Below are 20,988 nucleotides of genomic sequence, written 5' to 3' on the forward strand. Positions count from 1 at the left end.
CACAAGTGGCGCCAGGTGTCGCCGTCCCTTTCAACCTGCGCCAAGTCCGTTATCATGCGGGCACGTTCCACCTCGCGAGTTCGCCATGCGCCGCCTGTTTTTCCTGCTGTTCCTGCTGCTGGCCAGTCCTGCCTTCGCCACCGGCCTGCTCGACAACCGCCCCAGCGCCACCCTCGGCGCCGCTTCGCTGGCCAACAACGCCGACTTCCTGCCAGTGCACGAGGCGTTCAAGCTCGACCTGATCCAGGCCGATGCGCACACCATCAAGCTGCGCTTCATCGCCACCGACGGCTACTACCTCTACCGCCACCGCTTCCAGTTCCACACCGAACCCGCCGACATCGCCTTGGGCACCCCGAACATCCCCAAGGGAGAGGCCAAGCACGATGAGTTCTTCGGCGACGTGGAGGTGTACCACGGCGTGCTCGACATCGAACTGCCGCGCAACGATCCGCGTGCCTTTACCCTGCTGGTGGGCTATCAGGGCTGTGCTGACAAGGGCCTGTGCTACCCGCCGGAAACCGCCCGGCTGAGCATCGATGGCGAAGCCGGCACAACACCCCCTGGCGCAATCGAGCAGGCCTGGAGCTGGAAATCGCTGCTGCTGTTCTTCCTCGCCGGGGTCGGCCTGACCTTCACCCCCTGTGTGCTGCCGATGCTGCCGATTCTCTCCGGCGTGGTACTGCGCGGGCAGGTCGGTGGGCCACGCGGGCTGGCGCTGTCGCTGGCGTACGTACTGCCAATGGCCGCCAGCTTCGCCGCACTCGGCGCGCTGATGGGCTTGTTCGGCGCCGGCCTGAACCTGCAGGCACGCCTGCAATCGGCTTGGGTACTGGTGCCCTTCGCGCTGTTTTTCGTGGTGTTCGCCCTGGCCATGTTCGGCCTGTTCGAACTGAAGCTGCCGCAAGCCCTGAATAACCGCCTGAACAACGTCGCCAACCACACCAAGGGCGGTTCGCTACTGGGCGCTGCAGTACTCGGCGTGCTCTCCAGCCTGCTGGTTTCGCCCTGTGTGTCGGCGCCCCTGGCAGGCGCGCTGCTGTACATCAGCGCCAGCGGCGATGCCTTGGGCGGGGCGCTTAAACTGTTCGCCCTGGGCCTGGGCATGGGCGCGCCACTGTTGCTGGTGGCCACCGGTGGCGCAGCCTGGCTGCCGAAAAGCGGCCCTTGGCTGAACACCGTGAAAAACGCAATTGGCGTACTGCTGCTGGGGCTGGCCATCGGCCTGCTCAGCCGGGTGCTGCCAGGCCCGGTAACCCTGTTGCTGGTCGGCCTGCTTGCCGCGGGCGTGGCACTGTTCCTCGGCGCCTTGGAGTTCGTGGTCAAGACTGCGCGTCAGCGCCTGGCGCAACTGCTCGGCCTGGCCTTGCTGGTATACGCGCTGGCTTGCTGGTATGGCGCCCTCAGTGGCCAGGGCGACCCGCTGCGGCCACTGCCCGTGCCCAGCCAGGCGGCCAGCGCTGGCACTACCGCGGCCACAGCCCAGGCCTGGCAAACCATCACCACCCCGCAAGCCCTGGATGCCGCGCTGGCACAGGCCAAGGCAGCCGGCCAACCCGTGTTGCTGGACTGGTACGCCGACTGGTGCATCAGTTGCAAGGTCATCGAACACGAGGTGCTCAACGCCGCCCAGGTGCAGCCGCAACTGGCGGCGTTCAAGCTGCTGCGGTTCGACATCACCGCGAGCAACGCCGAGCAACGCTCGCTCCTTGACCGGTACCAACTGTTCGGCCCGCCTGCGCTGTTGTTCTTTGCCGCGAACGGCAGCGAAATTACCGCCGATCGGGTGATTGGCGAGACTAATGCCGGGGAATTCGCGCAGATTCTCACGCGCGTGCGCGGCAAACTCGGTCTATAACTTCCCGCGGGCCGGGAAAAATCCTCGATTAGGTGACCAGATTTAAATATTTGGTCACATACTTCGCGCGAACCTCGGACATCGTGCTGGCTATTGCCGGGAACTGGACACTTGCCGTCGCTTTACGGCACACTCGCCGCGCTGTGTCGAATTGCCCTACAAATCCAAGGAATCCACAGATGGCAACGCTACTGGTGCTTCACGGCCCCAACCTCAACCTGCTCGGTACGCGCGAGCCTGGCCACTACGGCGCCGTGACCCTGGCCCAGATCAACCAGGACCTGGAGCAACGTGCCCGCGCCGCAGGCCACCATCTGCAGTACTTGCAGAGCAATGCCGAATACGAATTGATCGACCGCATTCACGCGGCACGCAACGAGGGTGTGGACTTCATCCTGATCAATCCGGCTGCTTTCACCCACACGAGCGTCGCATTACGTGACGCATTGCTTGCGGTGAGCATCCCATTCATCGAAGTGCACCTGTCCAACGTGCACAAACGCGAACCGTTCCGTCACCACTCCTACTTCTCCGATGTGGCCGTAGGGGTGATCTGCGGCCTGGGCGCCAGCGGTTATCGCCTGGCCCTGGAGTCTGCACTGGAACAACTGGCTGCCAACGCACAGCCCAAATGATGAAAACCCCGGCCTCGATGGGCCGGGGTTCCAGAGAAACGTTCTAGATACGTTTTTGTATTTCGCCCCCTGACCGAACCTTTGGGAGTTGATGATTAATGGATATCCGTAAAGTCAAGAAACTGATCGAGCTGCTGGAAGAGTCTGGCATCGACGAGCTGGAGATCAAGGAAGGCGAAGAGTCGGTTCGTATCAGCCGTCACAGCAAGACCCCAGCTGCCCAGCAGTTCTACGCACCGGCCCCGATGGCTGCCGCCCCGGCCGCTGCTGCCCCGGTCGCCGCTGCTGCGCCAGCCGCCGAAGCTGCTGCTGCCCCGGCGCTGAAAGGCACCGTGATCCGTTCGCCAATGGTAGGTACCTTCTACCGCAAACCTTCGCCGACCTCGCCGAACTTCGCTGAAGTTGGCCAGAGCGTGAAGAAGGGCGACACCCTGTGCATCGTCGAAGCCATGAAGATGATGAACCACATCGAAGCCGATGTTGGCGGTGTCATCGACGCCATCCTGGTAGAAGACGGCCAGCCGGTTGAGTTCGACCAGCCGCTGTTCACCATCGTTTGAATCGCGGAGAGCCAACGATGTCTGGGAAGCTCGAAAAAGTCCTGATCGCCAACCGCGGGGAAATTGCCCTGCGGATCCTGCGTGCCTGCAAAGAGCTGGGCATCAAGACCGTCGCCGTGCACTCCACTGCCGACCGTGAACTGATGCACCTGGGCCTGGCAGACGAGTCGGTCTGCATCGGCCCTGCATCGTCGAAGGATTCCTACCTGCATATCCCGGCGATCATCGCTGCCGCCGAAGTGACTGGCGCCACCGCGATTCACCCGGGTTACGGCTTCCTGGCGGAAAACGCCGATTTCGCCGAGCAGGTGGAAAAATCCGGTTTCGCCTTCATTGGCCCGAAAGCCGACACCATTCGCCTGATGGGCGACAAGGTTTCGGCCAAGGACGCGATGATCAAGTCGGGCGTACCGACCGTACCGGGCTCCGATGGCCCGCTGCCGGAAGACGAAGAAGTCGCCTTGGCAATCGCCCGTGACGTCGGCTACCCGGTGATCATCAAGGCCGCCGGTGGCGGTGGTGGTCGCGGTATGCGCGTGGTGCACAAGGAAGAGGACCTGATCGCCTCGGCCAAGCTCACCCGCACCGAAGCCGGTGCTGCCTTCGGCAACCCGATGGTCTACCTGGAAAAGTTCCTGACCAACCCACGCCACGTGGAAGTTCAGGTGCTGTCCGACGGCCAGGGTAACGCCATTCACCTGGGTGACCGTGACTGCTCGCTGCAGCGTCGCCACCAGAAGGTCCTGGAAGAAGCACCAGCCCCGGGTATCGATGAAAAGGCCCGCCAGGAAGTGTTCAAGCGCTGCGTCGATGCGTGCATCGAGATCGGCTACCGCGGTGCTGGTACGTTCGAATTCCTGTACGAGAACGGCCGCTTCTACTTCATCGAGATGAACACCCGGGTGCAGGTTGAACACCCTGTGTCGGAGATGGTCACCGGTATCGACATCGTCAAGGAGATGCTGAGCATCGCCGCAGGCAACAAGCTGTCGTTCCGCCAGGAAGACGTTGTCATCCGTGGCCACTCGCTGGAGTGCCGGATCAACGCCGAGGACCCGAAGAAGTTCATCCCGAGCCCAGGCAAGGTCAAGCACTTCCACGCCCCGGGTGGCAACGGCGTGCGCGTGGATTCGCACCTGTACAGCGGTTATTCGGTACCTCCGAACTACGACTCGCTGATCGGCAAGCTGATCACCTACGGCAAAGACCGCGACGAAGCCATGGCGCGCATGCGCAATGCCCTGGACGAGATCGTCGTCGACGGCATCAAGACCAACATCCCGCTGCACCGCGACCTGGTGCGTGATGAAGGTTTCTGCAAAGGCGGCGTCAACATTCACTACCTCGAGCACAAACTGGCCAACCAGGAGTGATCGTGTAGTGTGATGGACCAGAACCCCGGACTTGTGCCGGGGTTTTTTATTGCCTGCCAGAACAGGGGGCCGCGTCGCGATTGGGCTGCAAAGCAGCCCCCAATGCCCTACCCCTTCATCCGCGGCATCTCGATACGGTGCTCATGCACACGCCGATAAAGCGTTGCGCGCGAAATGCCCAACGCCCGCGCCGCATCGGCCGGCTTCCAGCGATGGCGAATCAGCGCATCCAGCAACAGTTGCCGCGCCGGGCACGACACCCCGCTTGCGACCGAGCCTACCGCCCCACCCCGCACCTCCTGCGGTAAATCCTGCACCCGCACCTGCCCGCCCTCGCAGACCGCACAGGCATAGCGCAACACCTGCCGCAGCTGGCGCAAATTGCCCGGCCAGCGATAAACCAGCAGCGCCTGCAAGGCATCGTCCGCCAGTACAACTTCTACGCCACAGGCCGCGGCCTCTTCGGCCAGCAACTGGTGAATCAGCCCCAACCGGTCCTCCCGCTCACGCAGCGGCGGCAACTCGAAGCGGGCATTGGCCAGGCGGAAGTACAAGTCTTCGCGAAAACGCCCGTCTTCTACCATTGCCGCCAGATCACGGTGGGTGGCACAGATCACCTGAATATCCACCCGCTCCCGCCGCGCCGCGCCCAGCGGCGCCACTTCGCCCTCGGCCAGCACCCGTAGCAACCGGGTTTGCAGGTTCAGCGGCATATCACCGATCTCGTCGAGGAACAACGTACCGCCGTGGGCCTGCTGCAACAGCCCTTGCATGCCTTTGCTGGAAGCACCGGTGAAAGCCCCCGCCACATAACCGAACAACTCGCTCTCGATCAGGCTCTCGGGGATGGCTGCACAGTTCAGGGTCACGAAGGGGCCGTCACGGCGCTGGCTCTGCTGGTGCAACTGACGGGCGAACACCTCCTTGCCGGCCCCGGTTTCACCCAGCACCAGCACGGCCAGGTTGCAGTCCTTGACGCGGGTAGCCAAGCGCAGGTGCTGTTCAATGCGGCTGTCCTGGGCCTGCTGCAGCGGTTGCCCCCGCTGGCGTTGCCGAGGCGCGCTGACCCGGCCGTACAAACCACCCAGGCCAGGCAGGCGCTGGGCCGACGACGCGCTGACCCGGCGTAGCTGGTCCATGTCGAACAGCTCGCCAATGTGCGCCGGCAAACGGCCCAGGCGTTCGACCAGGCGCTGTCGGGCCAGGCTGTTGATGGCCTGCAGGCGACCATCGGCATCCCAGGCCAGCAGGTAATCAGGCTGGCTTTCCACATAGCCCGGCGTGCCATGGGCGCGCATCACCCAGTGGCCCTGGGCAGTGTGCATGAAAAAGGCGTTTTCGATGTCGCGAGCGGTTTGCTCGACCAGCTGACGGATCAGGTGCTGGCTGCGGCGGTCGTCCGGTGACTGCAAGGCAGACACGTCCACCACCCCCAGCAACTCGCCCAACGGGTCGAACACCGGTGCCGCCGTGCAGGTCAGGCCGATGAACGCCGCCCGGAAGTGGTCGCGCTTGTGCACCGTGACCGGGGCCTTGCTGGTGAGCACCGCCGCCACACCGCAGGTGCCCTCCTCGCCCTCCGACCAGCAAGTGCCCAGGTACAGGCCGGCTTTGCGACAGTCGTTGCGAATGGCCGATTCGACCCGGTAGTCGATGGTGCGCCCCTGGGCGTCGGTCAGCAGCACGCAATAGTCGGCGCCCCGCACGCGCTCGTGCAGGCGGGCCACGGCGTCGCTGGCGATGCGCAGAAATAGCTGCGCGCGTTCACGGCACTCATTGAGCAGGCTTTGGGAAAGGATGCGCGGGCCCTGCTGGGAGGCGGGGTCCAGGCGGTACAGCTCCATTGAACGGCGCCATGAATCGAGGATCAGCGGCGGTACCGGCGCCTGCGGCAGGCGGTCGGCATTCTTCAGCACCCTGCTGACGCAATCGACATGGGCTCGGGAGTTCGCGGCAAGCATTCGGGCCCTCCGGTTCTCGTTGCTGTTTTTATCGTTGTTCGGCCATTAAGCGCTTGCGCGCCCGCCCCGACAAGCACTGTGTGGTTACCGGCTGGCTTGAGACGCAGCGTCTCAGCGTCTCGCTCAACGCAGCTGCGCACTGGCACCGGGCGTCTCGCCGCGCCCGCCCTGCAGCCGCCACCAAGGCAGGCCAAAGCGCTCTGCAACGGCCACTTCGGCGCCCTTGGGCAAAGCTGGCACCGCGCTTGCTCCTGTCTTGGCAAACAAGAATACGAGGTGCGCCATGCCGCTACCCGCCCCGCTTGTCGGGATCATTGCCAACCCTGCCTCCGGCCGTGACCTGCGCCGCCTGACGGCCAGCGCCGGGCTCTATTCGAGCACCGACAAGGCTTCGGCAATCCAGCGCCTGCTGGCGGCCTTCGGCGCCACCGGCATCGGCCAGGTGCTGCTGCCCAGCGACATGACCGGCATCGCCGCCGCCGTGCTCAAGGCCAGCCACGGCCCGGCTGCGCTCGACCAGCACTGGCCAGCTATCGAAATACTCGACCTGCCGTTGTCGCAGACCGTAGCCGACACCCGCCTGGCCACCCGACGCATGGTCGAGCGCGGCGTGGCGCTGATCGCCGTGCTGGGGGGCGATGGCACCCACAAGGCCGTCGCCGCCGAGGCGCAAGACGTGCCACTGCTGACCCTCTCCACCGGCACCAACAATGCCTTCCCCGAACTGCGCGAGGCCACCAGCGCCGGCGTTGCAGGCGGCCTGCTGGCCACCGGCCGGGTACCGGCCAGCATTGGCCTGCGCCGCAACAAGCGCCTGTTGGTGACAGTACCGCAGCAACAACTGGCCGAATGGGCCCTGGTGGAAGTGGCGGTGTCACCGCAGCGTTTCATCGGCGCCCGCGCGCTCAGCCGCAGCGAAGACCTTGCCGAAGTTTTCGCCTGCTTCGCCGAACCGCATGCCATCGGCCTGTCGGCACTGTGTGGCCTGTGGTGCCCGGTGTCGCGCCAGGCCCCGCACGGCGCCTGGGTTCGCCTCGCATCCAGCGCTGAACAGGCACTGCTCGCGCCGCTGGCCCCCGGCCTGCTGCAAGCCTGTGGCATCACCGCCAGCGGCACGCTGCTGCCCGATGTTGCCCACCGCCTGAGCCTGGCCAGCGGCACCCTAGCCCTGGACGGCGAGCGCGAAATCGAATTCGCCGAACACGACACCCCCACCATCACCCTCGACCACCGCGGCCCGCTCAGTGTGGACGTCGAGGCCGTGCTGGCGCATGCCGCCCGTCACCACCTGCTGGCCGTGCCTCGCGGCCATCGGCTGCACCCTGCAAACCCGTGTTGAGACAACCCCGGAGAACAACAACATGTCCAATCAACTCAGTACCGAACAACTGCTGCATGCCTATGAAGTGATGCGCACCATCCGCGCGTTTGAAGAACGCCTGCACGTGGAATTCGCCACTGGCGAAATCCCCGGTTTCGTGCACCTCTACGCCGGCGAAGAGGCCTCGGCTGCCGGGGTCATGGCCCACCTGCGCGACAGCGACTGCATCGCCTCGACCCATCGCGGCCATGGCCATTGCATCGCCAAGGGCGTGGATGTGTACGGCATGATGGCCGAAATCTACGGCAAGAAGACCGGCGTATGCGGTGGCAAGGGCGGCTCGATGCACATTGCCGACCTGGAGAAAGGCATGCTCGGGGCCAACGGTATCGTCGGTGCCGGCGCCCCCCTGGTGGCCGGCGCGGCACTGGCGGCCAAGCTCAAGGGGCGCGACGACGTGGCGGTGGCGTTCTTCGGCGACGGGGCCTCCAACGAAGGCGCGGTATTCGAAGCCATGAACATGGCGTCGATCATGAACCTGCCGTGCATCTTCGTCGCCGAGAACAATGGCTACGCCGAAGCCACCGCCTCCAACTGGTCGGTGGCCTGCGACCACATCGCCGACCGCGCGGCCGGCTTCGGCATGCCCGGGGTGACCATCGACGGCTTCGATTTCTTTGCCGTGTACGAGGCCGCCGGTGCGGCCATCGAACGCGCCCGTTCCGGGCAAGGCCCATCGCTGGTCGAGGTCAAGCTCAGCCGCTACTACGGCCATTTCGAGGGCGACGCGCAAACCTACCGCGCGGCGGATGAAGTCAAGAACCTGCGCGAATCGCGCGACTGCCTGATGCAGTTCCGCAACAAGACCACCCGCGCCGGCCTGCTCACGGCCCAACAGCTGGACGCTATCGACGCACGCGTCGAGGACCTGATCGAAGACGCTGTGCGCCGCGCCAAGTCCGACCCCAAGCCACTGCCCGCCGACCTGCTCAGCGATGTCTACGTCGCCTACCCCTGAGCCGCGCATTACAAGAACAACAGGAGAACCACCATGGCAAGAAAGATCAGCTACCAGCAGGCCATCAACGAAGCACTGGCCCAGGAAATGCGCCGCGACGACAGTGTGTTCATCATTGGCGAGGACGTTGCCGGCGGTGCCGGGGCGCCCGGTGAGGAAGACGCCTGGGGTGGCGTGCTGGGCGTGACCAAGGGCCTGTATCACCAGTTCCCGGGCCGAGTACTGGACGCTCCCCTGTCGGAAATCGGCTACGTCGGCGCAGCGGTCGGTGCCGCCACCCAGGGCCTGCGCCCGGTGTGCGAGCTGATGTTCGTGGACTTCGCCGGCTGCTGCCTGGACCAGATACTCAACCAGGCTGCCAAGTTTCGCTATATGTTCGGCGGCAAGGCAGTCACCCCGCTGGTGATGCGCACCATGTACGGCGCAGGCCTGCGTGCAGCGGCCCAGCATTCGCAAATGCTCACCTCGCTGTGGACGCACATTCCAGGCCTGAAGGTGGTGTGCCCCTCCTCGCCATACGACGCCAAGGGGCTACTGATTCAGGCGATCCGTGACAACGACCCGGTGATCTTTTGCGAGCACAAGCTGCTCTACAGCATGCAGGGCGAAGTGCCGGAAGAGGTGTACACGGTACCCTTCGGCGAAGCCAACTTCCTGCGTGATGGCGACGACGTGACCCTGGTCACCTACGGGCGCATGGTGCATGTAGCCTTGGAGGCCGCCAACAACCTGGCCCGCCAGGGCATCGACTGCGAAGTACTGGACCTGCGCACCACCAGCCCGCTGGACGAAGACAGCATTCTGGAAAGCGTGGAAAAAACCGGCCGCCTGGTAGTCATCGACGAAGCCAACCCGCGCTGCTCGATGGCCACCGATATCAGTGCCCTGGTGGCGCAGAAGGCTTTCGCTGCGCTCAAGGGCCCGATCGAGATGGTCACCGCACCGCACACCCCGGTGCCGTTCTCCGACGCCCTGGAAGATCTGTACATCCCTGACGCGGCGAAGATCGAGGCCGCCGTGCGCAAAGTGATCGAAGCTGCAAGGAGTGCCGCATGAGCCAGATCCATACCCTGACCATGCCCAAGTGGGGCCTGTCGATGACCGAGGGCCGGGTAGACACCTGGCTCAAGCAGGAAGGCGACCCGATCACCAAGGGCGACGAGGTGCTGGACGTCGAGACCGACAAGATCAGCAGCAGTGTCGAGGCCCCGTTCAGCGGCGTGCTGCGCCGCCAGGTGGCCAAGCCGGATGAAACCCTGCCGGTGGGCGCACTGCTGGCCGTGGTCGTGGAAGGCGAAGCCGAAGAGGCCGAGATCGATGCCGTGGTGCAGCGCTTCCAGGCCGAGTTCGTCGCCGAAGGCGGCGCCGACCAGGCCCAGTGCCCGGCCCCGCAAAAGGCTGAAGTGGGCGGCCGCCTGCTGCGCTGGTTCGAGCTGGGTGAAGGCGGCACGCCGTTGGTGCTGGTGCACGGCTTTGGCGGCGACCTCAACAACTGGCTGTTCAACCACCCGGCGCTGGCGGCCGAGCGGCGGGTGATCGCCCTTGATCTGCCGGGACATGGCGAGTCCGCCAAGGCCCTGCAGCGCGGCGATCTGGATGAACTGAGCGAGAGCGTGCTGGCCCTGCTTGACCACCTGGGCATTGCCAAGGCGCACCTGGCCGGGCACTCGATGGGTGGTGCAGTCAGCCTGAACGTGGCGCGCCTGGCACCGCAGCGGGTGGCCAGCCTGAGCCTGGTGGCCAGTGCCGGCCTGGGCGAAGCGATCAACGGGCAGTACCTGCAAGGTTTCGTCAGCGCAGCCAACCGCAATGCCCTGAAGCCACAGATGGTGCAGCTGTTCGCCGACCCGGCGCTGGTCACCCGGCAGATGCTGGAAGACATGCTCAGGTTCAAGCGCCTGGAAGGCGTTGACCAGGCCCTGCAGCAATTGGCTGCGGCACTGGCCGACGGCGACCGCCAACGCCACGACCTGCGTGGCGTGCTGGGGCAGCACCCGGCACTGGTGGTGTGGGGCGGCAAGGACGCAATCATCCCGGCCAGCCATGCCGAAGGGTTGGAGGCTGAGACACTGATGCTTCCAGAGGCCGGCCATATGGTGCAGATGGAGGCAGCCGACCAGGTCAACCAGCAATTGCTCGCATTCCTGCGCAAGCACTGAACCCACTCCGTGAGCCTGGAGAACAACCATGAATGACTTGAGCCACACCCACATGCGCGCTGCCGTATGGCATGGCCGCAACGACATTCGCGTAGAACAGGTCCCCCTGCCAGCCGACCCGGCGCCAGGCTGGGTGCAGATCAAGGTGGACTGGTGCGGCATCTGCGGCTCCGACCTGCATGAATACGTCGCCGGCCCGGTATTCATCCCGGTCGAGGCGCCGCACCCGCTGACCGGCATCCAGGGCCAGTGCATCCTCGGCCACGAATTCTGTGGTCAGATCGCCAAACTGGGTGAAGGCGTCGAAGGCTTTGCCGTCGGCGACCCGGTGGCTGCAGACGCCTGCCAGCATTGCGGCACCTGCTACTACTGTACCCATGGCCTGTACAACATCTGTGAACGCCTGGCCTTCACCGGCCTGATGAATAACGGCGCCTTCGCCGAGTGGGTCAATGTGCCGGCAAACCTGCTGTACCGCTTGCCGCAGGGCTTTCCGGCAGAGGCTGGCGCGCTGATCGAGCCGCTGGCGGTGGGCATGCATGCGGTGAAGAAGGCCGGCAGCTTGCTGGGCCAGACCGTGGTGGTGGTGGGCGCCGGCACCATCGGCCTGTGCACCATCATGTGCGCCAAGGCAGCCGGTGCGGCGCAGGTAATTGCGCTGGAAATGTCATCTGCGCGCAAGGCCAAGGCCAGGGAAGTCGGCGCCAGCGTGGTGCTCGACCCGAGCCAGTGCGATGCCCTGGCAGAGATTCGCGCGCTTACCGGCGGCCTGGGGGCGGATGTGAGCTTCGAGTGCATCGGCAACAAGCACACGGCCAAGCTGGCCATCGACACCATCCGCAAGGCTGGCAAGTGCGTGCTGGTAGGCATTTTTGAAGAGCCCAGCGAATTCAACTTCTTCGAACTGGTATCCACCGAGAAGCAGGTGCTGGGGGCCTTGGCGTACAACGGCGAATTTGCCGATGTCATTGCCTTCATTGCAGACGGGCGGCTGGACATTCGCCCGCTGGTAACCGGGCGGATCGGGCTGGAGCAGATTGTCGAGCTAGGGTTTGAGGAACTGGTGAACAACAAGGAGGAAAACGTGAAGATCATCGTGTCGCCAGGCGGGCATTGATTGCACCTCAACCTGTGGCACCGGCTTCGCCGGTGTTCGCGGGCACGCCCGCTCCCACAGGGGTTGCGCCAGCTTTTAAGACAGGTATAGGCCCACAAGCGGCACAAATCCTGTAGGAGCGGCCTTGTGTCGCGATGGGGCGCGAAGCGGCCCCGGCGATATCTGCGGCGAAGCTGAAATCGTGGGGCCGCTGCGCGGCCCATCGCGACACAAGGCCGCTCCTACGGGGATGTGCGTCAGCGCAGGCGCTCGCTGTTTCAGGATCCCATTCTGCGTCATAATCGGCAGACCTATTGCCCGGTTCTCGCCATGCGTCCACTGCTCCCCATTACCCTGGTCCTGCTGCTCGCCGCCTGTGGCGATGGCGAATCGTTGCTGCCGCCGGATGCCCGCCTGCCCGACGGTGGGCGCTACCGGGGCCAGGTGGTCGATGGCCTGCTGCAGGGTGAAGGGCGGATCGACTATCCCAACGGCAGCTGGTATGCCGGCACCTTCAAGGACGGCCAGTGGCATGGCCAGGGCGAATGGCACGGCCAGAACGGCGAGGTGTACCGCGGCCAGTTCGCCGCGGGGCTGTTCGAGGGGCTGGGCGACCTGACCACACCGGGCAGCCACTATGCCGGCACGTTCAAGCACGGCCGCCGTGATGGCGAAGGCACCCTCAAGCAAGCCGACCAAACCTACCGCGGCCAATTCAAGGACGACCTGTACGACGGCGCCGGCGAGCTGGTGCTGGCCGACGGCAGCCGTTACCAGGGCCTGTTCGCCAAGGGCAAGCCCAACGGCGCGGGGGTGCGCAGCGACGCCAGCGGTAACCGGTTCAGCGGCCATTTCAGCAATGGCCAACTGCAAGGCAGCGGCACCTACGACAGCGTCGATGGCGAGCAGTACATCGGCGAGTTCAAGGATAACCGTATTGAAGGTCGTGGCCGCTACGAGAGTGCCGATGGCGATGTATGGATCGGCCAATTCAAGGACGGCTCGCTGATCGGCGAAGGTGAATTGTTGGGCAGCGACGGCAGCCATTACAAAGGCACGTTCGCCGACTGGCGGCTGTCTGGCCAAGGCAGCTTGCAACTGGCCGACGGTAGCCAGTACGTAGGCGGTTTCCTCAACGATGCCTACCACGGCAAGGGGCGCCTGATCCTGCCCAACGGCAAGGTCGAAAGCGGCGTGTGGGCCAACGGTGTGCGCGTGCGCGACCAGCATGGCACGCTGCTGCCCGACCCGCTTGACCTGGCCCTGCTGAACCAAGGCCGGCTACTGCAACAGGCGCTGGCCGCAGTGCCGCGCTCGGCCCCGCCGATTCAGCTGTACAGCCTGGTGGTGGGCGGTGACGGCCAACAGAGTGTGTTCCTGCGTGAAGCCGACTACGTCAGCACCATGCTCAAGGTACGCTTTGGCGCCCGCGGCCAAGTGACCCTGGTCAACCACCGCGACCACCTGGCCAGCCGCCCCATGGCAACCCGCGAGAACCTCACCCGCGCGGCCCGCACCCTGGCCGAGCGCAGCGGCCCGGAAGACCTGGTGTTCATCTACCTCACCAGCCACGGCAGCGCAGACCACCAGTTGGTGCTCGACCAACCCCGCCTGCAACTGGCCGACTTGTCCGCCGACGAATTGGCGACGGCCCTTGCGCCACTGAAGGATCGCGACAAGGTCATTGTCATCTCGGCCTGCTATTCAGGGGGGTATATCGCCCCGCTGAAAGATGAGCGTACCCTGATCATGACTGCCGCCCGCGCCGACCGAGTCTCCTTCGGTTGCTCGGAGGAAGCCGACTTCACCTACTTTGGCGACGCCCTGTTCGCCCAGGCCCTGAACCAGACCGACGACCTGAAACAGGCGTTTGAACTGGCACGCGGCAGTGTTGCCGAAAGGGAACAAAGGGAAGGTTTCGAAGCCTCTGAGCCTCAGTTGTGGGCGCCGCCGGCGGTGCTTGAGCATTGGCAGCAGCTGCGCCGGCAACAGGCCGAAGAAGCATTGCGCAACACGACCCAGGCCAAGGTGGGCGCACAGGCAAAAACACCTGGCAACCACTAGACTTGGGTGTAACAAGGGAGAGACATCATGTACTTGACGCCTCAACATGTCCTGCTTGCCGGTGCCACCGGCCTCACCGGTGAACACCTGCTCGACCGCCTGCTCAACGAGCCCACCATCACCCGCGTGCTGGCCCCCACCCGCCGGCCGCTGGCCGAACATCCGCACCTGGAAAACCCGGTGGGTGACCCGGCAGTGTTCCTGCCGCAGCTGGCCGGCAGGGTCGACGTTGCCTATTGCTGCCTGGGCACTACCCTCAAACAGGCCGGCTCCGAGTCGGCGTTCCGCGCGGTGGACCTGGACATGGTGGTGGCGTTCAGCAAACGGGCCCGGGAAATGGGCGCACGGCATTTGCTGGTGGTCAGTGCCTTGGGCGCCGACCCGAAATCATCGATTTTCTACAATCGGGTGAAGGGCGAGATGGAAGAGGCGCTCAAAGCGCAGGATTGGCCGCAGCTGACCATCGTGCGGCCGTCTCTGCTGCTGGGCGAGCGCATCAAGCCGCGGCTGGCAGAGCAGTTGGTTTCACCGTTGTCCCGGCTGATTCCAGGGAAATACCGGGGGATCGAGGCCTGCACCCTGGCCCGTGCGCTATGGCGCCTGGCCCTCGAAGAAGAAGACGGGGTGCGGATTGTGGAGTCGGATGAATTGCGCAAGCTGGGCAAGAAGTAAGCCGCTCCCACAGGACCGTGCAATCCCTCACAGCCCCCCTGTGGCCTGGAAGCCTACACCGGCAGCAGTCAGCAAGGACAACGGCAGCAACAGGGTATCAAGCAGCATGCTCCCTGGCAGGTCCAGCCCCGGATAGCTCGGGGCTTGAGCCCCAAACCGATCCTGCGGGCAGCAACCACCGTTGATCACATACAGATCCAGACGCGTACCGGCATACACCACCGGCGCCCCTGGCTTGTTGGCATCCAGCGTGCGCACCGTGGCACAACCACTCAGCAACCCCAGCGCCAGCAAGCCGGCCAGCGCCCGTTTCAATCATCCACCCCGAAGTGGTGCTCGCCCCAACGCGGCAGCATGTCCTGGGGAATGTTCAGCAGGTTGAGAACACGCGCCACAACGAAGTCGACCAGGTCGTCGATGGTTTGCGGCTGGTGATAGAAGCCCGGCGCCGCAGGCAGAATCACCGCGCCCATCTGCGACAACTTGAGCATGTTCTCCAGGTGAATGGTGGAGAATGGCGCTTCGCGGGGCACCAGAATCAACTGTCGGCGCTCCTTGAGGGTCACGTCGGCTGCGCGCTCGATCAGGTTGTTGCAGGCCCCGGTGGCAATCGCCGACAAGGTGCCGGTGGAGCACGGCACCACCACCATCGCTGCCGGCGCGCCCGAGCCCGAGGCCACTGGCGACATCCAGTCTTCCTTGCCATACACGCGGATCTGCCCATCGGCAGCACCGGTGTATTCGGTGAGGAAGGCCTGCATCGCCTGGGGCTTGGCCGGCAGCAGCACATCGGTCTCGGTGGCCATTACCAGTTGCGCAGCCTTGGAGATCAGAAAATGCACCTCGCGGTCCTCGCGCACCAGGCAATCGAGCAGGCGCAGGCCGTACTGGGCGCCTGAAGCGCCCGTCATGGCCAGGGTAACGCGTTCCGGCCCGTTCACTTCAGCGCCTCGGCCAGCTTGCCATGCAGGCCGCCGAAGCCGCCGTTGCTCATGATCACCACGTGGGTGCCCGGGCGGGCCTGGCCCTTGATGCGTTCGATGATCGCTTCGAGGCTGTCGGCAACCACACTCGGTACCTTGCACTGCGCAGCAGTAGCACCGAGGTCCCAGCCCAGGTTGGCCGGCGCGTACCAGATCACTTGGTCGGCGTCGTTGACGCTTTCTGGCAGGCCATCGCGGTGTGCACCCAACTTCATCGAGTTGGAGCGCGGTTCGATTACCGCGATCACCGGCGCCTCGCCAACGCGCTTGCGCAGGCCGTCGAGGGTGGTAGCGATGGCAGTCGGATGGTGAGCGAAGTCATCGTAGATGGTCACGCCCTGTACTTCGGCAACCTTCTCCATGCGCCGCTTGACGCTCTTGAAGGCGCAGAGGCCCTCGATGCCCATGGCCGGCACCACGCCTACATGGCGAGCGGCTGCCAGGGTAGCCAGGGCGTTGGCGACGTTGTGCTGACCGGTCAGCGCCCAGTCCACCACGCCTTGCGCCTGGCCCTCGAACAGCACTTCAAAACGCGAGCCATCGGCGCTGAGCAGGCGGGCCTGCCACTGGCCACCTTCACCCGTGGTGTGTACTGGGGTCCAGCAGCCCATGCCGATGACCCGCTCCAGCGCTTGTTCGGTGGTCGGGTGGATGACCAGGCCTTCGCTGGGGATGGTGCGCACCAGATGGTGGAACTGCCGCTCGATCGAGGCCAGGTCCGGGAAAATGTCTGCGTGATCGAACTCAAGGTTGTTGAGGATCGCAGTGCGCGGGTGGTAGTGAACGAACTTTGAACGCTTGTCGAAGAAGGCACTGTCGTACTCGTCGGCTTCGACCACGAAGAACGGCGTAGCCCCCAGGCGGGCCGACACCGAGAAGTTCTGTGGTACACCGCCAATCAGGAAGCCCGGGCTCATGCCGGCGTGCTCCAGCACCCAGGCCAGCATGCTGCTGGTAGTGGTCTTGCCGTGGGTACCGGCCACGGCCAGCACCCAACGGCCTTGCAGCACGTGGTCGGCCAGCCACTGCGGGCCGGAAACATAGGGCAGGCCCTTGTTCAGCACGTATTCAACCGCCGGGTTGCCGCGCGACATGGCGTTGCCGATCACCACCAGGTCGGGTGCCGGCTCCAGTTGAGCCGGGTCGTAGCCTTGGGTCAGCTCGATGCCCTGGGCTTCGAGCTGCGTGCTCATCGGCGGGTAGACGTTGGCGTCCGAGCCGGTCACGCGATGGCCAAGCTCCTTGGCCAGCACTGCCAGCGAGCCCATGAAAGTGCCGCAAATACCGAGAATGTGAATATGCATGGTCGACCTCGCAAAACATCGAGGCAGGGTAGCCCAGGGCGCGACAAATCGCACCCGCTGTTTCGCTCAGTCGCCCCGGGTGATGCCGTGTTTGCGCAGTTTTCGATACAAGGTATTGCGGCTGATGCCCAAGTGTTCGGCGACACGGGTGAGGTGCCAGTGTTTTGCCTGCAGCACCTCAATGAGCGCTTGCCGTTCTGCGTCCTGCAACACCTCGGTACCCCCACCGGGTTCATTGTCGGACCTGTGGGAGCGGGCGTGCCCGCGAACGGGGGCAGCGCCCTCGCCTTGTGTCGGCTGGGCAGACGGCCTCGCGGGCGCGCCCGCTCCCACAGGCCCAGTGTTGCTGCGCACAATGGCAGGGAGATCCGGGAAAGTGATGCGGCCACCTTCGCAAAGCGCCACCAGGGTACGCAGCACGTTGCGCATCTGCCGCACGTTGCCCGGCCAGGCGAAGTCCAGCAGCGCCTGGCGCGCCCTCGGTTCGATGTCGATCAGTTGGCCCTGCGCCTCCTGGCGCAGCAGGAAGTCCAGCAACTGCGCCTTGTCACTGCGCTCGCGTACGGCCGGCAATGCCACTTCCAGGCCATTGAGGCGGTAATACAGGTCTTCACGGAAACTGCCCTGCTCGACCCGCTGCAGCAGGTCACGGTGGGTGGCGCTGACAATGCGCACGTCCACCGCCTGTGGCTCGCCGCCGATCGGCACTACCTGACGCTCCTCCAGCACACGCAGCAAGCGTGTCTGCAGGGCCAGCGGCATGTCACCGATCTCGTCCAACAGCAAGGTGCCACCATCGGCCTGCAACAGCTTGCCGCGCATGCCCTCCTTGCGGGCACCGGTGAAGCTGCCACCGCGGTAGCCGAACAGCTCGCTCTCGATCAGGCTTTCAGGGATCGAGGCACAGTTGATGGCCACGAAGGGTTGGCTACGGCGTTCACTGGCCTGGTGCACGGCCTGGGCAAAGGCCTCTTTGCCGCAGCCGGTCTCGCCGCGCAGCAGCAGTGGCACATCGCGCTCGAACACCCGCACACTGCGGCGGAAATCATTCTGCAACGCCGGGTCGAGCAGGCATACCAGCGGCTCTGCAACACGCGTGGGCCGCGGTTGAGCAACGGGCACCGACCATACAGGCGCGCGCGCCTGCCCGCGCAGGCTGGCGAACACCTGGCGGCCGTCCAGGGTGCGCAGCGGCCAGGCCGTGCTGCCACCGGGCGTGGCGCGGCCGAACAGCTCATCGTGGCTGCAGGCAAAAAACCGCTCCAACGGCTGGCCCAGCACACCACTGCGTACGCTGCCCAGCAGGTTCAGGGCGCTCTGGTTGGCCGCGCAGATCCGGCCATCACCGTCGAAAGCCAGCAGGCCCTCGCTGAACAGGCCGACCGACTCGGCCTGCAGGTGAAAACGCAGCAGCCACTGCTGCTCGAAATGGCGCAGGAAGTAGCAGCTTTCGATCATCTTGGCCGACAGGTTGACCAAGGCCATGGTATGGAACTGGCTTTGCCGTGAAACGTCGGGGCGTGCCGAGGATACGTCGAGCACTGCCAGCAACTCGCCATGGGGGTCGAACACCGGGCTGGCCGAGCACGTCAGCCCGGTGTGGCGGCCGCGGAAGTGCTCGTTCTGGTGGATGGTCAGCGCCTGGCGCTCGACCAGGCAGGTGCCGATGCCATTGGTGCCTTCACGCGCCTCGCTCCAGTCGGCGCCCAGCCACAGCCCGGCATGCTCGAAGCTGCGCCGCTCGCTGGCCGCGCTGACGCAATTGAGGATCACCCCGCGGGCATCGGTCAGCAACACCGCATGGCCGGCCCCGGAGAGCTGCTGGTGCAGGCTGTTCATTTCGTGGTCGGCGATCTGCAGCACCTGGCGCAAGCGCTCGCGGCTTTCCAGCAAGCGCCCGTGCTCGAGCACCACTGGCGCCTCGATCACCGTTGGGTCGAGGTGGTAGTCCTCCAGGCAACGTAGCCACGAGCGGGCAATGGAGGGGTCGCTGACGCCCTCGCCAGCACCACCATGGGCCACACTGTGGACCTGCCGGGCATGGCGGCTGAAGTGATTGCTCTGCATTGTTGTAGTTCTCCGCAGATAGCGCGTGCCACCAGCATCCTCCACCGGCGAAGGCATTGCAATGCACCCGCGGGTGACGTGTCGTGAACGGCACAAAATGTCACCCCCAGGCGTACCGCAACCGGCACAGGCTGGCTGCCACGTGCCCGCCACACCCGCCCAAGCCATTGATTTTACGGGTGCCGCGCACGCTGGCCCAACCTTTGCTCTACGCTTTCCAACTCCCTAACAAACACAATAGCCAGGAGACACACCATGCGTTACGCACATCCCGGTACCGAAGGCGCGAAGGTTTCCTTCAAGAACCGCTACGGTAACTACATCGGTGGTGAGTTCGTTCCTCCGGTAAAGGGTGAATACTTCACCAACACGTCCCCGGTGAACGGCCAACCGATTGCCGAATTCCCCCGCTCCACTGCCGAAGACATCGACAAGGCACTGGACGCTGCCCACGCTGCCGCCGACGCCTGGGGCCGCACCTCGGTGCAGGATCGTTCCAATGTGCTGTTGAAAATCGCCGACCGCATCGAGCAGAACCTCGAGCTGCTGGCCATTACCGAAACCTGGGACAACGGCAAACCGATCCGCGAAACCCTGAATGCCGACATTCCACTGGCGGTCGATCACTTCCGCTATTTCGCGGGCTGCATTCGTGCACAAGAAGGTGGCGCCGCCGAGATCAACGAAGGCACCGTGGCCTACCACATCCACGAACCGCTGGGCGTGGTCGGGCAGATCATCCCGTGGAACTTCCCGATCCTGATGGCCGCCTGGAAGCTTGCACCGGCCCTGGCCGCTGGCAACTGCGTGGTGCTCAAGCCGGCGGAACAGACCCCGCTGGGCATCACCGTGCTGCTGGAAGTGATCGGTGACCTGCTGCCCAAAGGCGTGCTCAACATGGTGCAGGGCTATGGCCGCGAAGCAGGTGAAGCGCTGGCGACCAGCAAGCGCATCGCCAAGATTGCCTTCACCGGCTCTACCCCGGTTGGCTCGCACATCATGAAATGCGCCGCCGAAAACATCATCCCGTCTACCGTGGAACTGGGCGGCAAGTCGCCGAACGTGTACTTCGAAGACATCATGCAAGCTGAGCCGAGCTTCATCGAGAAAGCGGCCGAAGGCATGGTGCTGGCTTTCTTCAACCAGGGCGAAGTGTGCACCTGCCCATCGCGGGCGCTGGTGCAGGAGTCGATCTACCCGCAGTTCATGGAAGTGGTGATGAAGAAGGTGCTGCAGATCAAGCGCGGCGACCCTCTGGACACTGACACCATGGTTGGCGCACAGGCTTCGCAGCAGCAGTTCGAGAAGATCCTCTCGTACCTCGAGATCGCCCAGCAGGAAGGTGCCGAGCTGCTGACCGGTGGCAAGGTTGAAAAACTCGAAGGCTCGCTGGCCACCGGTTACTACATCCAGCCGACCCTGCTCAAGGGCAACAACCGCATGCGCGTGTTCCAGGAGGAAATCTTCGGCCCGGTGGTCAGCGTCACCACCTTCAAGGACGAAGCCGAAGCGCTGGCGATTGCCAACGACACCGAGTTCGGCCTGGGCGCCGGCGTGTGGACCCGCGACATCAACCGCGCTTACCGCATGGGCCGCGGGATCAAGGCTGGCCGTGTATGGACCAATTGCTACCACCTGTACCCGGCGCATGCCGCGTTCGGTGGCTACAAGAAGTCCGGGGTTGGGCGTGAAACCCACAAGATGATGCTCGACCACTACCAGCAGACCAAGAACCTGCTGGTGAGCTACGACATCAATCCGTTGGGCTTCTTCTAAGCAACTAGCTGCAAGCTTCAAGCTTCAAGAATAAAGCGAATCGCCCGCCGACTCGCTTTTCTCTTGCAGCTTGCAGCTTCAGTCTTGCAGCTCCCTGGCTCGCTTCCTGCAGTACCCATCACCATCGGCGCGGAACCCTTC

At 64.5% G+C, this 20,988-nt stretch carries 17 protein-coding genes; 12 read left to right on the plus strand and 5 right to left on the minus strand.

Annotation, left to right across the window (positions count from 1 at the left end; genetic code table 11):
- The first annotated feature begins 85 nt into the window (after positions 1 to 85).
- From ACF8SD_RS09400 to accC, 4 genes are all read left to right on the plus strand, one after another.
- Complete coding sequence (locus ACF8SD_RS09400; RefSeq protein WP_392484302.1) at positions 86 to 1,858, plus strand: protein-disulfide reductase DsbD; 1,773 nt, start codon at positions 86 to 88, stop codon at positions 1,856 to 1,858.
- Positions 1,859 to 2,037: 179 nt separating this feature from the next.
- On the plus strand, positions 2,038 to 2,493 hold the full coding sequence (aroQ, locus tag ACF8SD_RS09405) for a type II 3-dehydroquinate dehydratase (RefSeq protein ID WP_003255330.1): 456 nt from the start codon (positions 2,038 to 2,040) through the stop codon (positions 2,491 to 2,493).
- 98 nt (positions 2,494 to 2,591) lie between these two features.
- Positions 2,592 to 3,053 carry an acetyl-CoA carboxylase biotin carboxyl carrier protein gene (accB, locus tag ACF8SD_RS09410; protein WP_173887478.1) on the plus strand — a complete coding sequence of 154 codons (462 nt, stop codon included), beginning with the start codon at positions 2,592 to 2,594 and terminating at the stop codon, positions 3,051 to 3,053.
- A 17-nt stretch (positions 3,054 to 3,070) separates the two neighbouring features.
- Positions 3,071 to 4,426 (plus strand): acetyl-CoA carboxylase biotin carboxylase subunit, encoded by a 1,356-nt coding sequence (gene accC / locus ACF8SD_RS09415; protein WP_009685761.1) that lies wholly within the window; start codon positions 3,071 to 3,073, stop codon positions 4,424 to 4,426.
- Between the two features lie 107 nt (positions 4,427 to 4,533).
- Here the strand turns inward: accC and ACF8SD_RS09420 are convergent, their stop codons facing one another.
- Positions 4,534 to 6,387, minus strand: coding sequence for a sigma-54-dependent Fis family transcriptional regulator (locus tag ACF8SD_RS09420; RefSeq protein WP_392484303.1), 1,854 nt, complete (start codon positions 6,385 to 6,387; stop codon positions 4,534 to 4,536).
- Between the two features lie 283 nt (positions 6,388 to 6,670).
- Here ACF8SD_RS09420 and ACF8SD_RS09425 point away from each other — a divergent pair, with 283 nt between their 5' ends.
- From ACF8SD_RS09425 to ACF8SD_RS09455, 7 genes are all read left to right on the plus strand, one after another.
- On the plus strand, positions 6,671 to 7,726 hold the full coding sequence (locus tag ACF8SD_RS09425) for an ATP-NAD kinase family protein (RefSeq protein ID WP_173887476.1): 1,056 nt from the start codon (positions 6,671 to 6,673) through the stop codon (positions 7,724 to 7,726).
- Positions 7,727 to 7,748: 22 nt separating this feature from the next.
- The gene (locus ACF8SD_RS09430; RefSeq protein ID WP_029886938.1) at positions 7,749 to 8,726 is read left to right on the plus strand and encodes a thiamine pyrophosphate-dependent dehydrogenase E1 component subunit alpha; all 978 of its coding nucleotides are present in this window, start codon (positions 7,749 to 7,751) and stop codon (positions 8,724 to 8,726) included.
- A gap of 33 nt (positions 8,727 to 8,759) precedes the next feature.
- Positions 8,760 to 9,782 (plus strand): alpha-ketoacid dehydrogenase subunit beta, encoded by a 1,023-nt coding sequence (locus ACF8SD_RS09435; RefSeq protein WP_009685756.1) that lies wholly within the window; start codon positions 8,760 to 8,762, stop codon positions 9,780 to 9,782.
- Complete coding sequence (locus ACF8SD_RS09440; RefSeq protein ID WP_392484304.1) at positions 9,779 to 10,885, plus strand: acetoin dehydrogenase dihydrolipoyllysine-residue acetyltransferase subunit; 1,107 nt, start codon at positions 9,779 to 9,781, stop codon at positions 10,883 to 10,885. The genes ACF8SD_RS09435 and ACF8SD_RS09440 overlap by 4 nt, the downstream gene beginning before the upstream one ends.
- Before the next feature lie 52 nt (positions 10,886 to 10,937).
- Positions 10,938 to 12,002 carry a 2,3-butanediol dehydrogenase gene (locus tag ACF8SD_RS09445; RefSeq protein WP_223809663.1) on the plus strand — a complete coding sequence of 355 codons (1,065 nt, stop codon included), beginning with the start codon at positions 10,938 to 10,940 and terminating at the stop codon, positions 12,000 to 12,002.
- A gap of 309 nt (positions 12,003 to 12,311) precedes the next feature.
- On the plus strand, positions 12,312 to 14,045 hold the full coding sequence (locus tag ACF8SD_RS09450) for a C13 family peptidase (protein ID WP_173887474.1): 1,734 nt from the start codon (positions 12,312 to 12,314) through the stop codon (positions 14,043 to 14,045).
- Between the two features lie 27 nt (positions 14,046 to 14,072).
- A complete protein-coding gene (locus ACF8SD_RS09455) occupies positions 14,073 to 14,717 on the plus strand; it encodes an oxidoreductase (protein WP_009685749.1) in 645 nt (214 codons plus the stop codon).
- Between the two features lie 27 nt (positions 14,718 to 14,744).
- Here the strand turns inward: ACF8SD_RS09455 and ACF8SD_RS09460 are convergent, their stop codons facing one another.
- The 4 genes from ACF8SD_RS09460 to ACF8SD_RS09475 all read right to left on the minus strand — a co-directional run bounded on the left by ACF8SD_RS09460 (position 14,745) and on the right by ACF8SD_RS09475 (position 19,071).
- Positions 14,745 to 15,032: a YceK/YidQ family lipoprotein gene (locus tag ACF8SD_RS09460; RefSeq protein ID WP_054904355.1), complete on the minus strand. Its 288-nt coding sequence runs from the start codon at positions 15,030 to 15,032 to the stop codon at positions 14,745 to 14,747.
- Positions 15,029 to 15,658: a flavin prenyltransferase UbiX gene (ubiX, locus tag ACF8SD_RS09465; protein ID WP_029886945.1), complete on the minus strand. Its 630-nt coding sequence runs from the start codon at positions 15,656 to 15,658 to the stop codon at positions 15,029 to 15,031. Before ubiX ends, ACF8SD_RS09460 begins: the two co-directional genes overlap by 4 nt.
- Positions 15,655 to 17,004, minus strand: a complete 1,350-nt coding sequence (gene mpl / locus ACF8SD_RS09470; RefSeq protein WP_392484305.1) for a UDP-N-acetylmuramate:L-alanyl-gamma-D-glutamyl-meso-diaminopimelate ligase — start codon at positions 17,002 to 17,004, stop codon at positions 15,655 to 15,657. The genes ubiX and mpl overlap by 4 nt, the downstream gene beginning before the upstream one ends.
- A gap of 66 nt (positions 17,005 to 17,070) precedes the next feature.
- Positions 17,071 to 19,071, minus strand: a complete 2,001-nt coding sequence (locus ACF8SD_RS09475; RefSeq protein WP_392484306.1) for a sigma-54-dependent Fis family transcriptional regulator — start codon at positions 19,069 to 19,071, stop codon at positions 17,071 to 17,073.
- 255 nt (positions 19,072 to 19,326) lie between these two features.
- Between ACF8SD_RS09475 and ACF8SD_RS09480 the strand changes: the two genes are divergently transcribed.
- On the plus strand, positions 19,327 to 20,847 hold the full coding sequence (locus ACF8SD_RS09480; RefSeq protein WP_274411473.1) for an aldehyde dehydrogenase family protein: 1,521 nt from the start codon (positions 19,327 to 19,329) through the stop codon (positions 20,845 to 20,847).
- The last annotated feature ends 141 nt before the right edge of the window (positions 20,848 to 20,988 follow it).

It is taken from the genome of Pseudomonas sp. CJQ_9, from assembly GCF_043106615.1.
Lineage (GTDB): Bacteria > Pseudomonadota > Gammaproteobacteria > Pseudomonadales > Pseudomonadaceae > Aquipseudomonas > Aquipseudomonas juntendi.

What these genes read in the sequence shown, in the direction of transcription:
- ACF8SD_RS09400 (WP_392484302.1), top strand. Translation starts at nt 86, where the DNA reads ATGCGCCGCCTGTTTTTCCTGCTGTTCCTGCTGCTGGCCAGTCCTGCC.
- aroQ (WP_003255330.1), top strand. Translation starts at nt 2,038, where the DNA reads ATGGCAACGCTACTGGTGCTTCACGGCCCCAACCTCAACCTGCTCGGT.
- accB (WP_173887478.1), top strand. Translation starts at nt 2,592, where the DNA reads ATGGATATCCGTAAAGTCAAGAAACTGATCGAGCTGCTGGAAGAGTCT.
- accC (WP_009685761.1), top strand. Translation starts at nt 3,071, where the DNA reads ATGTCTGGGAAGCTCGAAAAAGTCCTGATCGCCAACCGCGGGGAAATT.
- ACF8SD_RS09420 (WP_392484303.1), bottom strand. Translation starts at nt 6,387, where the DNA reads ATGCTTGCCGCGAACTCCCGAGCCCATGTCGATTGCGTCAGCAGGGTG.
- ACF8SD_RS09425 (WP_173887476.1), top strand. Translation starts at nt 6,671, where the DNA reads ATGCCGCTACCCGCCCCGCTTGTCGGGATCATTGCCAACCCTGCCTCC.
- ACF8SD_RS09430 (WP_029886938.1), top strand. Translation starts at nt 7,749, where the DNA reads ATGTCCAATCAACTCAGTACCGAACAACTGCTGCATGCCTATGAAGTG.
- ACF8SD_RS09435 (WP_009685756.1), top strand. Translation starts at nt 8,760, where the DNA reads ATGGCAAGAAAGATCAGCTACCAGCAGGCCATCAACGAAGCACTGGCC.
- ACF8SD_RS09440 (WP_392484304.1), top strand. Translation starts at nt 9,779, where the DNA reads ATGAGCCAGATCCATACCCTGACCATGCCCAAGTGGGGCCTGTCGATG.
- ACF8SD_RS09445 (WP_223809663.1), top strand. Translation starts at nt 10,938, where the DNA reads ATGCGCGCTGCCGTATGGCATGGCCGCAACGACATTCGCGTAGAACAG.
- ACF8SD_RS09450 (WP_173887474.1), top strand. Translation starts at nt 12,312, where the DNA reads ATGCGTCCACTGCTCCCCATTACCCTGGTCCTGCTGCTCGCCGCCTGT.
- ACF8SD_RS09455 (WP_009685749.1), top strand. Translation starts at nt 14,073, where the DNA reads ATGTACTTGACGCCTCAACATGTCCTGCTTGCCGGTGCCACCGGCCTC.
- mpl (WP_392484305.1), bottom strand. Translation starts at nt 17,004, where the DNA reads ATGCATATTCACATTCTCGGTATTTGCGGCACTTTCATGGGCTCGCTG.
- ACF8SD_RS09475 (WP_392484306.1), bottom strand. Translation starts at nt 19,071, where the DNA reads ATGCAGAGCAATCACTTCAGCCGCCATGCCCGGCAGGTCCACAGTGTG.
- ACF8SD_RS09480 (WP_274411473.1), top strand. Translation starts at nt 19,327, where the DNA reads ATGCGTTACGCACATCCCGGTACCGAAGGCGCGAAGGTTTCCTTCAAG.